At 62.0% G+C, this 12,496-nt stretch carries 12 protein-coding genes; 4 read left to right on the top strand and 8 right to left on the bottom strand.

Translation table 11 applies throughout. The features are described 5' to 3' along the window. Positions 1–130 precede the first annotated feature (130 nt). The 5 genes from BM403_RS17195 to BM403_RS17175 form a co-directional block, all read right to left on the bottom strand. Positions 131–1,159, bottom strand: coding sequence for an AbrB family transcriptional regulator (locus tag BM403_RS17195; RefSeq protein WP_093543921.1), 1,029 nt, complete (start codon positions 1,157–1,159; stop codon positions 131–133). Beyond that, a complete protein-coding gene (locus BM403_RS17190; RefSeq protein ID WP_012722750.1) occupies positions 1,152–2,666 on the bottom strand; it encodes a tripartite tricarboxylate transporter permease in 1,515 nt (504 codons plus the stop codon). The genes BM403_RS17195 and BM403_RS17190 overlap by 8 nt, the downstream gene beginning before the upstream one ends. 1 nt (position 2,667) lies before the next feature. Continuing rightward, complete coding sequence (locus tag BM403_RS17185) at positions 2,668–3,126, bottom strand: tripartite tricarboxylate transporter TctB family protein (protein ID WP_043204945.1); 459 nt, start codon at positions 3,124–3,126, stop codon at positions 2,668–2,670. Positions 3,127–3,255: 129 nt separating this feature from the next. After that, complete coding sequence (locus tag BM403_RS17180) at positions 3,256–4,239, bottom strand: Bug family tripartite tricarboxylate transporter substrate binding protein (RefSeq protein WP_012722752.1); 984 nt, start codon at positions 4,237–4,239, stop codon at positions 3,256–3,258. 33 nt (positions 4,240–4,272) lie between these two features. Next, on the bottom strand, positions 4,273–5,565 hold the full coding sequence (locus tag BM403_RS17175) for an OprD family porin (protein ID WP_093543919.1): 1,293 nt from the start codon (positions 5,563–5,565) through the stop codon (positions 4,273–4,275). 235 nt (positions 5,566–5,800) lie between these two features. On the opposite strand from BM403_RS17175, the gene BM403_RS17170 reads away from it, so the two are divergent. Then, the gene (locus tag BM403_RS17170) at positions 5,801–6,472 is read left to right on the top strand and encodes a response regulator (RefSeq protein WP_010212220.1); all 672 of its coding nucleotides are present in this window, start codon (positions 5,801–5,803) and stop codon (positions 6,470–6,472) included. Beyond that, the gene (locus BM403_RS17165; protein ID WP_093543917.1) at positions 6,465–7,850 is read left to right on the top strand and encodes a sensor histidine kinase; all 1,386 of its coding nucleotides are present in this window, start codon (positions 6,465–6,467) and stop codon (positions 7,848–7,850) included. The genes BM403_RS17170 and BM403_RS17165 overlap by 8 nt, the downstream gene beginning before the upstream one ends. On the opposite strand, the gene BM403_RS17160 is transcribed toward BM403_RS17165, so the two are convergent. Together BM403_RS17160 and BM403_RS17155 are read right to left on the bottom strand one after the other, a co-directional pair. Beyond that, a complete protein-coding gene (locus BM403_RS17160; protein ID WP_093543914.1) occupies positions 7,851–8,672 on the bottom strand; it encodes an HDOD domain-containing protein in 822 nt (273 codons plus the stop codon). It abuts the gene before it with no gap. A 36-nt stretch (positions 8,673–8,708) separates the two neighbouring features. Next, the gene (locus BM403_RS17155; protein WP_093543911.1) at positions 8,709–9,650 is read right to left on the bottom strand and encodes a CAF17-like 4Fe-4S cluster assembly/insertion protein YgfZ; all 942 of its coding nucleotides are present in this window, start codon (positions 9,648–9,650) and stop codon (positions 8,709–8,711) included. Between the two features lie 140 nt (positions 9,651–9,790). Here BM403_RS17155 and BM403_RS17150 point away from each other — a divergent pair, with 140 nt between their 5' ends. Both BM403_RS17150 and BM403_RS17145 read left to right on the top strand, forming a co-directional pair. Further along, a complete protein-coding gene (locus BM403_RS17150; protein ID WP_012722757.1) occupies positions 9,791–10,045 on the top strand; it encodes an FAD assembly factor SdhE in 255 nt (84 codons plus the stop codon). After that, a complete protein-coding gene (locus BM403_RS17145) occupies positions 10,029–10,475 on the top strand; it encodes a protein YgfX (RefSeq protein WP_093543908.1) in 447 nt (148 codons plus the stop codon). Before BM403_RS17150 ends, BM403_RS17145 begins: the two co-directional genes overlap by 17 nt. Here the strand turns inward: BM403_RS17145 and nadB are convergent. Next, positions 10,444–12,060 (bottom strand): L-aspartate oxidase, encoded by a 1,617-nt coding sequence (nadB, locus tag BM403_RS17140; RefSeq protein WP_093543905.1) that lies wholly within the window; start codon positions 12,058–12,060, stop codon positions 10,444–10,446. The two genes, BM403_RS17145 and nadB, sit on opposite strands and share 32 nt — an antisense overlap. Between the last annotated feature and the right edge of the window lie 436 nt (positions 12,061–12,496).

Below are 12,496 nucleotides of genomic sequence, written 5' to 3'. Positions count from 1 at the left end.
ACGGCCCATATACTGAGTGGGAGTAGTTGCGAAGAGGTGTAACGCGGAATCTGGGGAGCAACCAGCTGTGAGAAATGACAGTGCCGACAAACGGCAACGGCCCGCTGGCGAGCCGTTCACGTTGCGGTGGTCAGGGTTGGCGGTTCCAGTGCCGGAACAGGGGGTCGGCGAGAAACAGAACGAACAACAAACGCATCACCTGCATGGCCGTTACCAGGGGGACGGACAACTGCAGCGTCTCGGCGGTCAGGCTCATCTCGGCAATCCCCCCCGGCATCATGCCCAAGGTCAGCGAGCGCAGGTCCAGGTGGGTCAAGGCGCTCAAACCCACCGCTGCCAGGGTCGCCAGCGCCATGGTCAAGGCCGTGCCGATAAGGGTGCGGCCCATGAACGACGGCGCCCGACGGAAGAACTGCCGGTTGAAGTGGCAGCCCAAACCGCTACCGATCAACCATTGGCCGATTTGGCTGCCGCCATCGGGCAGGCCGATGTGCAGGTTCCAGACCACACTGGCAGTGGCGCTTACCAGTAAGGGCCCGAACAGCCACGGGTTCGGCTGACGCAAACGCTGCCAACCCCAGGCGACCAGTGCGCCCATCGGAAACAGCGCTAACAGCCAAGGCCAACTCACGGGCGCCGGATGAAACTGCGGTGTACCGCCTTCCAGCAGGTACTTGAAGATCGCCGGCACACACAGCACCACCACCAGCACGCGCAGACTCTGCCCTGCCGCGACACGGCTGAGCACGGCGCCATTGCGGGCGCCGAGGTTGACCATCTCGCCGGAACCGCCCGGCATACTGGAGAAGAACGCGGTAGCGCGGTCTTCACCGCTGCGGCGCATCAACCATACGCCGACCACGCTCGACAGGCTGGTGACCAGCGCGCCGAAAAAGATCAGCCCGAAGTGGCTCATCACCTGCTCGATCACCACGGGCGTGAAATGCAGGCCGATGCCGATGCCCACTACCCATTGGCCGCATTTGCGTCCGCCGGGAATCTCCGCCAACTGCCAGGGGGTTAGGCAGCGCACCAGGATGATCGCCAGCAACGAGCCGACCATGTACGGCAAAGGCCAGCCGACGAGGCTAGCCAGGTAACCGCCGGCCAGGCCGACCAGCGGTGTTCCCCACCATTGCTTAAAGGTGACCTCAGACATCGGCCACGGCACGACGCTGCAGGGCACGTTTGCGGTAGATGCGGATCAGCGGAAAGGCCAGCATCAGCGCGGTCAGCACCCACACACCAAAGGTGATCGGGCTCGACCAGAGGATCTGCAGGTCACCGTTGGAGATCGACAGTGCACGGCGCAGGTTCTGTTCCATCAAGCCGCCGAGGATAAAGCCCAGCAACACCGGCGACAGCGGGAAGTCCAGCTTGCGCAGGATGTAACCGAAGATGCCGATGCCGACCATCAGGAACAGGTCGAAGGTGGTGGCGTGAACCGCGTACACACCAATCGCGGTGATGATGGCAATCACCGGCACCAGCGCCCAGTTCGGCACGGCGAGGATGCGCGTGAAGATGCGGATCATCGGGATGTTGAGGATCACCAGCATGATGTTGGCGATGAACAACGAGGCGATCAGGCCCCAGACGATGTCCGGCTGCTGTTGGAACAGCAGCGGGCCCGGGGTGATGTTGTACAGCGACAGCGCGCCGATCATCACCGCCGTAGTGCCCGAACCGGGTACGCCGAGGGTCAGCATCGGCACCAGGGCGCCGCAGGCAGAGGCGCCGATGGCCGTTTCCGGAGCCGCCAGGCCGCGCATGTCGCCTTGGCCGAATTTACCGCTGGCACCGGCCAGGCGTTTCTCGGTCATGTAGGCAACGGCCGAGGCCAAGGTAGCACCGGCACCCGGCAACACGCCCATGATGAAGCCAAGCAGACCGCAGCGGATGTTGACGACGAAGACGGCGCCGGCTTCCTTCAGGTTAAACATCATGCGCCCGGTGGCTTTTACCGCTTCCTGGCCGCGGTGGGTTTTTTCCAGCAGCAACAGGATTTCGCTGATGGAGAACAAACCCAGCACCAGCACCACAAACTGGATGCCGTCAGTCAGGTGAATGTTATCGCCGGTAAAGCGGTACACGCCGCTGTTGGCGTCGATGCCGACCGCCGACAGGAACAGACCGATCAGCGCCGCCACAAAGGTCTTCAACGGTTTGTCACCGGCCATGCCTCCCAGGCAGACAATCGCGAACACCATCAGTACGAAATATTCCGCCGGGCCGAAGGCAATCGCCCATTTAGCCAGCAGCGGCGCAAACAGCACCATGCCGCAGGTGGCGATAAACGCACCGATGAACGAACTCCACGCCGACAACGACAGTGCCACGCCGGCCAGGCCTTTACGGGCCATCGGGTAGCCGTCGAGTGTGGTCATTACGGTGGAAGCTTCGCCTGGGATGTTCAGCAGAATCGAGCTGATACGGCCGCCGTATTCACAGCCCAGGTACACGGCTGCCAGCAGGATCAACGCCGATTCCGGCGGCAGGCCCAGGGCGAAGGCGATGGGGATCAACAGCGCCACGCCGTTGATTGGGCCCAGGCCCGGCAACAAGCCGACGACAGTACCGATCAGGGTGCCGCACAGTGCGGTCACCAAGTTGTAAGGGGACAGTGCAACGCCGAAGCCCTGGCCCAAGTAGCCGAAAGTATCCATATCAGTTCTCCAGAACGTCGAGCAGGCCGAGGGGCAACGGCACATCCATGGCTTTATCGAACAGCAGATAAAGACCAATCGCCATCAGGCTGACGATCACCACGCTGGGCACCCAGCGGCCGCCATACAGGCGCGCCATCGGGATGCCGATCAGCATGCTGCTGAGGATGAAACCCAGGGGTTCGAAGGTGGCGGCGAACACGATCAACAGCGCGACGCACACGCCGATCTTGATCAGGGTGTCGCGGTCCAGCGCAGGCTCTTCTTCGGTGTGCTGGGTCGGCTGTGGACGAAACAGCATGTAGATCAGTGCCAGGCTCATCAGCCCGAGCATCAGCAGCGGGTAGGCACGTGGCCCTACCGGCTCGTAGGAAAACGACGCTTGATACGGCCAGGCCATCAGCGCCAGGCCAGCGCAGGCGAGCAAGAGCACGGCGGCGAAAATGCGTTGTAAGAGCATAGGAAACTCCTTGGAGACTCTTGTAGGCGCGCGCTTGTTCACGAAGGACGCAAGGACGTCGCGTGTATCAGGCCACACGCGTCATCGTTGACGTTTTTCGCGAGCAAGCCCGCTCCCACAGAGGGGCGATTACTGGATCAGGCCGAACTCTTTGGCCAGCACTTTGTAGTCAGCCACCTGTTTCTTCACGTAGGTGTCCAGCTCCGGGCCGGTCATGGCGAACGGGAACAGCTCGCGCTGGTCACGCAGCTTGGCGAACTCCTCGGAGACCAGTAGTTTGTCGAAGGCGTCTTTCCACCAGGCGTAGTCCGCATCGCTGACTTTTGGCCCGAGGTAGAAGCCACGTACCACTGGCCAGACGATGTCGTAGCCTTGCTCCTTGGCGGTCGGGATATTCTTCATTTCTGGCTCGTCCAAGCGTTGCTCGGAGAACACCGCCAGCAGGCGCATGTCGCCGCTCAAGATGTGCGGCATGGAGTCGGAGATATCGGTACTGCCCACCTGGATATGGCCACCGAGCAGGGCGGTGGCAATTTCACCGCCGCCTTCGAGTGCCACGTAACGCAGTTCGCGCGGGTTGATCCCGGCGGCCTTCGCGATCAGCGCGGTTTGCATCCAGTCCTGGCTGCCGACGGTGCCGCCGGAACCGATCACCACGCTGCCCGGATCTTTCTTCAGTGCTTTGACGAGATCGTCGAGGCTCTTGTAGGGCGAATCGGCTTTCACCGCGATAGCCCCGTAGCTGGTGCCGACGGCGGCCAACCAACGCACGGCGCTTTCATCGAAACGACCGAACTTGCCCTGGGCCAGGTTCAACAGCGAACCGCTGGACCAGGCCACCAAGGTGCCGGCGTCTGCAGGACGCTGGGCCACTACGGCGTTGTAGGCCACCGCGCCTACGCCGCCAGGCATGTAGGTCACGCGCATCGGCTTGCTGAGCAGTTTCTCGTTGACCAGCGCGCTTTGCGCCAGTTTGCAGGTCAGGTCAAAACCACCGCCAGGCGAGGCCGGGGCGATGCATTCCGGGCGCTTGGGTTCGTCGGCGGCCAGCAGTTGGCCGGCGAACAGCATGCAGCCGGCGGCGAGGGCCAATTTACGCAGTGAAGGGGTCATGGTTATCTCCGTCTTTGTTGTTATGAGTTGTTACTACCAAAGCGCAACGCTATAGCTCACCAGCAAGCGCATTTCATCCGCATCACGGGCTGAGTAGTTGGAACGGTAGGTGGCGTTGCGCAGGCGCACGGCCACGTCTTTGAACGTGCCGGTCTGCACCACGTACTTGATCTCGCTGTTGCGTTCCCACTCTTTGCCCGTCTCGCCGTTCTTGAGCTTGATGTTGTCACCTGAGAGGTAACGGCTCATGAAACTCAGGCCGGGGATCCCCAGCTTGGCGAAGTCGTAGTCGTAGCGCGCTTGCCAGGAGCGCTCTTCGGCGCCGGCAAAGTCGTTGATCTGCACGAAGTTGACCAGGTACGGGTCGCTGCCATCCACATACGGGAACGCACTGTCGCCGGACATGTGCTGGTAACCGGCGCTGAGCTTATGACCATTGAGGGCATAGCTGAACAGGCCGTTGAGGGAGGTGTTGTCGATCTTGCCGCCACGCGCACTGCCGGTGTCATCGCTGATCGCCAGGCGCAGGTCGGTGCCGAACGTACCGGGGCCCATCGGGCGCGCGGTCACCAGGCCGAGGAAGTGCTGGCGGTACACGTCGTCGAGTTGGGCGAAGTGGTAGCTGCCGGTGATTTTGTCGGCGAACTTATAGTCGGCCCCGCCGAAATTGAAGTGCTTGCCGGTGGCCCCGCTGAGGAAGCGGCTGTTCTTGTTGTTGAGGGCAATGTCTTCGTAGTTGCTGTCGTCGCGGTCCTTGGCTTTGTCCAGGCGACCACCGGTGAACACCAGGTTCTTGAATTCCTTGGACGTGATCAGGCCGCCATTGAAGGTCTGCGGCAGGATGCGACCGTCGTTGGGCTTGAGGATCGGCAGTTCGGGGATCAGCGAGCCGATTTTCAGCTCGGTGGCCGAGATCTTCACTTTGCCGGTCAGGCCCAGCTTGGAGTACTCATCGGCGGCGCGACCGTCGTCATGCGTGGGCAGCAGACCGGTGCCGGTGCGGTCGGGGCTTGAGTCGAGCTTGACGCCGAGCATGCCCAGCGCATCCACGCCGAAACCGACGGTGCCGTCGGTGTAGCCCGATTGCAGGTTGAGCATGAAGCCCTGGGCCCATTCATCGCGCTTGGATTGCTGCGCGCTAGTGCCGTCGCGGAAGTCGCGGTTGAAGTACATGTTGCGGGTTTCCAGGGTCGCGCTACTGTCTTCGAAGAGGGCAGCCTGGCTAAGCGGCGAAAAGCCGGCAAGGGTAGCAGCACTGGCAAGGGCGGTTTGGGTCAGGCGAGAAGAACGAACAGGCGAGGGGGCCTGGGGCTGTGTCGACAGCATCGTTGTGTACTCCGTTATTGTTCTTATTTTGGCGAAAACGCTTCGAGGCGTTTTTCGGGCGCTGCGGTTCAGGCAACTCGGTGGGCATAGACCACCGTGACTGGATGCTAAAGGGCGAAGCTTTCACTAACCTTTCAGCTGCCTTTCAATGTTTTCGGGCTTCACAGGGCAGTCGGCGCCTGTAAACTGCCCGGCAAAGCGTGGTGCCAACCACCCCTGACTGAGGTAGAAATCCATGCGTGTCTTGCTGGTTGAAGACCATCTGCAACTCGCTGAAAGTGTCGCGCAAGCGCTCAAGAGCACGGGTTTGACCGTTGACGTGCTGCACGATGGCGTGGCCGCGGACCTGGCCCTGAGCAGTGAGGAATACGCCGCGGCGATCCTCGATGTGGGGCTGCCGCGCATGGACGGTTTCGAGGTGCTCGCGCGCCTTCGGGCCCGTGGGAAAAATCTGCCGGTGCTGATGCTGACGGCGCGCAGTGACGTGAAAGACCGCGTGCACGGCCTGAACCTGGGGGCGGACGACTACCTTGCTAAACCTTTCGAGCTGACGGAGTTGGAGGCGCGGGTCAAGGCGCTGCTGCGGCGCAGCGTGTTGGGTGGCGAGCGTCAGCAGGCCTGTGGTGTGCTGGTATATGACCTCGATACCCGGCGTTTTACCGTGGGCGGCGAGCTGATGACGCTCACTTCCCGTGAGCAAGCGGTGCTTGAGGCGCTGATCGCCCGTCCGGGCCGGGTGATGAGTAAGGAGCAGTTGGCTTCCCAGGTATTCGGCCTGGACGAAGAGGCCAGCCCCGACGCCATCGAAATCTATGTGCATCGACTGCGTAAGAAGCTCGACGGCCAGCCCATCGCCATCGTGACCTTCCGCGGCCTTGGCTACCTGTTGGAAGCCCGCGATGCATAAGCCCAGCAGCCTGCGCTGGCGCCTGTTGTGGAACTTGGCGCTGTTGCTGGTGTTGTTGATGATCGCCAGTGGCCTGAGTGCCTATTGGAATGGTCGCGAGGCCGCCGATACGGCCTACGACCGTACGCTGCTGGCCTCGGCGCGTACCATTGCCGCCGGGTTGACCCAGGTGGACGGTACGCTCAGCGCGAATGTGCCGTATGTCGCGCTCGACACGTTCGCGTACGACAGCGCCGGGCGTATTTACTATCAGGTCAATGACATCAACCAGAAGTTGATCTCCGGCTACGAAAACCTTCCTGGCCCACCGCCGGGTACCCCACGAACCGATGATTACCCGGCCTTGGCACGATTCTACAACGCCATCTACCAAGGGCAGGAGGTGCGGGTGGTCAGCCTGCTCAAGGCCGTTTCCGAGCCGAACATGAACGGCATGGCGGAGATACGCGTGGCTGAAACCGACGAAGCACGCGTCAGCATGGCCCGCAGCCTGGCAGCGGACACGTTGCTGCGCCTGGGCATGCTTGCGATTGGCGCCTTGTTATTGGTGTGGTTTGCGGTGAGCGCGGCATTGCGCCCGCTGGAGCGATTGCGCACGGCGGTGGAAGAGCGCCAACCCGACGATCTGCGGCCGTTGCCCTTGGTGGAAGTGCAGCACGAGTTTGGCCCGCTGGTGCGGTCCCTCAACCACTTCACCGAGCGCTTGCGCGGCCAGTTCGAGCGCCAGGCGCAGTTTATTGCCGACGCTGCCCATGAGTTGCGCACGCCACTGGCCGCGCTCAAGGCCCGGCTGGAACTGGGCTTGCGTGCCGAAGAGCCCGCCACGTGGCGCAGCACCCTGGAAACCGCCGCCCAGGGCACTGACCGCCTGACTCATCTGGCCAATCAATTGTTGTCCCTGGCCCGCATCGAAAATGGTGCCCGCGCGATTGCCGAGGGTGGCGCACAGTTACTCGACCTCAGCCAATTGGCCCGTGAACTGGGCATGGCCATGGCACCGTTGGCTCACGCACGTGGCGTGGCATTGGCGCTGGAGGCCGATGAGCCGGTGTGGCTGCGCGGTGAGCCCACCCTGTTGAATGAGCTGTTGAGCAACCTGGTGGACAACGCCCTGGCCCACACGCCACCGGGTGGCAATGTGATCCTGCGGGTGACGGCGCCGGCGGTGCTGGAAGTGGAAGATGATGGTCCAGGCATTCCGCTGGACGAGCGGGACCGAGTGTTCGAGCGTTTTTACCGACGCAGTCAGCAGGGCATGGGCTCGGGGCTGGGGTTGGCGATTGTCGGCGAAATCTGCCGGGCGCATCTGGCGCAGATCAGCCTGCACGATGGGGAGCAGGCCGGGTTGAAGGTGCGGGTGAGTTTTATCGCGGGTTGATCAGTAGAACATCGAGCGGGCTTCATCCAACTCGGCCCGCAAGGCGTCGCTGTAGGGGTCGAACCGCAGCTTTTTGATCGCCGGCAGCGTGGAAACCGCTATGTTAGCCAGCGGGTGATCGGTGCCGCGATGGCAATACAGCACGGCGACCTGCACCAGGTCGATGTAGTCGAGGCTGGGCGAATCGCGCTCCAGGTCGAGGTATTGGCCGGGCAGTTTCGCCAGCATTTCCGGGAAGTCCCAGCCACCCAGCAGTTTGTCACCCAGTAACGGGTGGATGCTCTCGATGACGTGGTTGAGGCTGACCGGGTCCGCGAGCAGCTCGTAGTGGTCTTCGGCGTATGTCAGGATGGGCAGCACACCGATCTGGTGCACCAGGCCGCCGAGGGCTGCCTGGTCCGGTTTGAGCTCGCTATGGCTGCGGCACAAGGCGTAACTCACGCCCGCGACTTCGAGGCTGCGGCGCCACACATCACGCATCTTTTGTTCGACCACGTCGGAGCGGGCGTGGAATATCTGCTCCATCACCAGGCCGATCGCCAGGTTACTGCTGTAATTGGTGCCCAGCCGGGTGATGGCGGTGTGCAGGTCGGTGACTTCCTGGGTCGCGCGCAACAACGGGCTGTTGACCACTTTGATCAGGCGCGCCGACAGCGCGGTATCGCGACCGATCACTTTGCTCAAGTGGCTGATGCTGATTTCCGGGTCTTCGGCGGCCTGACGAATGTTCAGGGCCACTTCCGGCAATGTCGGCAGAACCAGGTCATCGTTATCGATGGCCGTCACTAAAGCCTGTTGGACTTTTTCCGCCAGCTTGTTCATTCATGATCTCTAGGGTGTTGCAAAAGGGTGCGGCGACTAACGCTGGATCTCTCGATCACGGTCGAGCGTGTAAGGCAGGTCAAGCAGTTGCAAGCCGGGACCTTCCAGATTGCCTAAATGCACATCGCCACTATCGGCAGCTTCGGCTTGCAATACGGCCAGAAGTTCAACGCTCTGGTCAGCTTTTGCGGCAATGACCACTTCGCCGATCGCGCTGTTATGGCTGGGTGAAAACAGCGGTGTGCCTGGCGCGGGCATTTCAGTCGCATTGAGGCTCAAGCGGTACAGGCGACGTTTGAGTTTGCCCAGATACTGCATGCGCGCGACGATTTCCTGGCCGGTGTAGCAGCCTTTCTTGAAGCTGACGCCGCCCACGGCTTGCAGGTTGAGCATCTGTGGGATGAACAGTTCGCGTGTTTGCGGCATGACCTGGCCGATGCCGGCGCGGATTTGCCCCAGCAGCCATTCATTCAAGTCCGCTTGTTGCAGCCTTTCTGTCAGCTGGCTGCGCACCGTATCGGCGTGCTCGGCGGGCGCCCACAGTTCGGCGCGGCCGGGGGACACACGAACAGCGATCAAGGCATCGGTGCGGGCAACGCTGTCGGTCTCGGCCGGCAGTTCCAGACCAAGGCCGTACAAGGCCTGGTCGGCATTCGCCAGGCCAAAACGCACCCAGGCGGCACTTTCGTCGGTGAGTTTGGATTTGGAGAATACGGCGTATTTCTTCAGGTCTGCCAGTTGCGGTTCCAGCAGCTCGGTGGCCATGGCCAGCAACACGCCGTCACCTTGCAGCAGGATGCGGAAGCTCGACTGCATGCGCCCTTTTTGCGTGCACCGCGCACCGAGGCTCGCCTGGGTGTCGCTCAGGTAATTGAGGTTGCAGGTCAGTTGGCCCTGAAGGAATTTAGCAGCGTCAGCGCCGCGGACGGCGAGAACGCCTTCGTGGGACAGGGGGCAGAAGAAAGCAGAGTCAGCCATGGGTCATCGCAGGTCAAAAAGTCATGGGTGCATCATAGAGGGGCGCCCGGCAAATGGATAGTTTCCGTAGGGGGCGACCAAAGCCGACTGTTCCGGTGCCGTCGGGGCTGTATACTTGCCGCCTATTTGAGGAGCGCTCCATGGTCGAAGAAGTTGAAATCAATCGCCTCTACTGGCACAGCCGTCGTGGCATGCTGGAGTTGGATGTGTTGTTGGTGCCTTTCACCAAAGAAGTGTACGCGACGCTCAACCAGGTGGACCGCGACCTCTACGTCAGGCTGCTGACTTGCGAGGATCAGGACATGTTCGGCTGGTTCATGGAGCGCGCCGAATCTGAAGATCCGGAGCTGCAGCGCATGGTCCGGATGATCCTGGACCGTGTCCAGCCCAAGTAATCGCTTCGAATGCCGCTGGCAGGCCTCACGGCTGTTGCTGGCGGCGTATCTCCTTGCCCAGCTGTTCGCGTTGGGTGCGCTTTCGTTGCTCGATCTGACGTATTCAAGCCTCGCCATGCTGTTATGCCTGGCTCATGCCGCCTGGGTGCTGCCGCGCCATATCCTGCTGACTCACCGTTCGTCGATTCGTGGCCTGCGTCGCGATGACGATGGCTGGTGCCTGTTCAGTGAAGAGCGGGGCTGGCACAGCGTGCAGCTACTTCCCGACAGCCTGGCGTTGCCGCTGGTCGTAGTGCTGCGCTACAGGGTGCCGGGTGGGTGGTGGGCGCGTTCGATGTGTGTGCCCAGGGATGCGCAGGCGGCCGATGCACACCGGCGCCTGCGGGTTCGCCTGAAGTTCAGCCGCCGTAGGTGGTTGGCACCAGGATAGTGTCGCGGGCCTCGGGCAACATCTGGGGGTAGTCGAGGGTGTAATGCAGGCCGCGGCTCTCCTTGCGCTCCATCGCCGAGCGGATCATCAGTTCGGCGACCTGGGCCAGGTTGCGCAATTCGATCAGGTCGCGGCTGACCTTGTAGTTACTGTAGAACTCGTCGATCTCATCCAGCAGCAGCCGCACCCGGTGTTGCGCGCGTTGCAGGCGCTTGTTGGTGCGCACGATCCCTACGTAGTCCCACATGAATCGGCGCAACTCGTCCCAGTTGTGCGCGATGATCACGTCTTCGTCCGAGTCGGTGACCTGGCTGGCGTCCCAGCGGGGCAGGGCGGCAGGCACCGCAATGCGTGGCAGCTGTTCGAGAATGTCCGCCGCCGCCGAGCGCGCATAGACGAAGCATTCGAGCAGCGAGTTGCTGGCCATGCGGTTGGCACCGTGCAGGCCGGTGAAGCTGGTTTCACCAATGGCGTACAGGCCGGGCACGTCGGTGCGGCCGTGCTGGTCGACCATCACGCCGCCGCAGGTGTAGTGAGCGGCCGGCACCACCGGGATCGGCCCTTTGGTGATATCGATGTTGAATGCCAGGCAGCGCTCATAGACGGTGGGGAAGTGGGTCTTGATGAAATCTTCGGGTTTGTGGCTGATGTCCAGGTAGACGCAGTCGACGCCCAGGCGTTTCATTTCGTGGTCGATGGCGCGGGCGACGATATCCCGTGGGGCCAGCTCGGCGCGTGGGTCGAAGCGCTGCATGAAGCGTTCGCCGTTGGGCAATTTCAAGTGTGCGCCTTCACCGCGCAGGGCTTCGGTGATCAGGAAGCTCTTGGCCTGCGGGTGATACAGGCAGGTGGGGTGGAACTGGTTGAATTCCAGGTTGGCCACGCGGCAACCGGAGCGCCAGGCCATGGCGATGCCGTCGCCACAGGCGCCGTCGGGGTTGCTGGTATAGAGGTAGACCTTGGCTGCGCCGCCTGACGCCAGGATGGTGAAGCGCGCGCCGTAGGTGTCGACTTCGCCGCTGCCGCGATTGAGCACGTAAGCGCCAAGGCAGCGGTCGCCTTCCAGGCCCAGGCGTTTCTCGGTAATCAGGTCGACGGCGACGCGTTGCTCCAGCAGCTCGATGTTGGGGCGTTGGCGCGCCTGATCGAGCAGGGTTCTGAAGATGGCGGCGCCGGTGGCGTCGGCGGCATGGATGATGCGACGGTGGCTGTGGCCGCCTTCGCGGGTCAGGTGGAATTCGAAGCCGCCGTCGTCGCTGCCTGCGTGTTCGTCACGGGTGAACGGCACGCCCTGATCGATCAGCCATTGGATCGCCTCGCGGCTGTGCTCGACGGTGAATCGCACCGCCTCTTCATTGCACAGGCCGCCACCGGCGTTGAGTGTGTCTTCGACGTGAGATTGCACTGTGTCGGTGTCGTCCAGCACGGCGGCGACACCGCCCTGGGCCCAGAATGTCGAGCCGTTGGCCAGGTCGCCTTTGCTCAGGACCGCAATGCGCAGGTGGTCCGGGAGGGTCAGCGCAAGGCTCAAACCGGCCGCGCCGCTGCCGATCACCAGGACATCGTGTTGAAACTGTTGGCTCATTGGAAGGATTCCGCAAAAAGCGATCCGAAGAGGGGGCGCAAACAGGACGCCTGGATCGGCGAATCAAAGGGTCACACGGGCTACTAGTATATAGAGGGGTGGAGCGGCACAATAGCCGGGCATTCGTGGCAATGTGAGATTACGGTGCACAGCTTGGGGTAAAATCGGCTGGTTATTGAAGCGGGAACTTTTTGCATAAGCCTCGACTCAATAGCAGGTTGCCCGAAAGCTGGGAAAACGTTGAGTTTATTGGCCCGTCGGGAGCATTGGACGCGTCAGAAAACCGACGACAAGATTATTCGCGCAGTCGGCGTTGCCCGTACTGCGTTTTTCGTGTGTGCCAAATCAGTGCGTGCCGGAAACTTGCTTGAAGGGGGAGAACTTTTGCGAAAAGACCGAGTCTATGTTTGCAAGCCTGATCGTTTAGTTATGCAAG

Source organism: Pseudomonas sp. OV546 (assembly GCF_900116845.1).
In the GTDB taxonomy this organism is placed as follows: domain Bacteria; phylum Pseudomonadota; class Gammaproteobacteria; order Pseudomonadales; family Pseudomonadaceae; genus Aquipseudomonas; species Aquipseudomonas petroselini.
This window is presented reverse-complemented; position numbering and strand designations above follow the sequence as displayed.

Excerpts from the sequence above, each read along its gene's own strand:
- BM403_RS17195 (WP_093543921.1), bottom strand. The coding sequence starts at position 1,159 with ATGTCTGAGGTCACCTTTAAGCAATGGTGGGGAACACCGCTGGTCGGC.
- BM403_RS17190 (WP_012722750.1), bottom strand. The coding sequence starts at position 2,666 with ATGGATACTTTCGGCTACTTGGGCCAGGGCTTCGGCGTTGCACTGTCC.
- BM403_RS17185 (WP_043204945.1), bottom strand. The coding sequence starts at position 3,126 with ATGCTCTTACAACGCATTTTCGCCGCCGTGCTCTTGCTCGCCTGCGCT.
- BM403_RS17180 (WP_012722752.1), bottom strand. The coding sequence starts at position 4,239 with ATGACCCCTTCACTGCGTAAATTGGCCCTCGCCGCCGGCTGCATGCTG.
- BM403_RS17175 (WP_093543919.1), bottom strand. The coding sequence starts at position 5,565 with ATGCTGTCGACACAGCCCCAGGCCCCCTCGCCTGTTCGTTCTTCTCGC.
- BM403_RS17170 (WP_010212220.1), top strand. The coding sequence starts at position 5,801 with ATGCGTGTCTTGCTGGTTGAAGACCATCTGCAACTCGCTGAAAGTGTC.
- BM403_RS17165 (WP_093543917.1), top strand. The coding sequence starts at position 6,465 with ATGCATAAGCCCAGCAGCCTGCGCTGGCGCCTGTTGTGGAACTTGGCG.
- BM403_RS17160 (WP_093543914.1), bottom strand. The coding sequence starts at position 8,672 with ATGAACAAGCTGGCGGAAAAAGTCCAACAGGCTTTAGTGACGGCCATC.
- BM403_RS17155 (WP_093543911.1), bottom strand. The coding sequence starts at position 9,650 with ATGGCTGACTCTGCTTTCTTCTGCCCCCTGTCCCACGAAGGCGTTCTC.
- BM403_RS17150 (WP_012722757.1), top strand. The coding sequence starts at position 9,791 with ATGGTCGAAGAAGTTGAAATCAATCGCCTCTACTGGCACAGCCGTCGT.
- nadB (WP_093543905.1), bottom strand. The coding sequence starts at position 12,060 with ATGAGCCAACAGTTTCAACACGATGTCCTGGTGATCGGCAGCGGCGCG.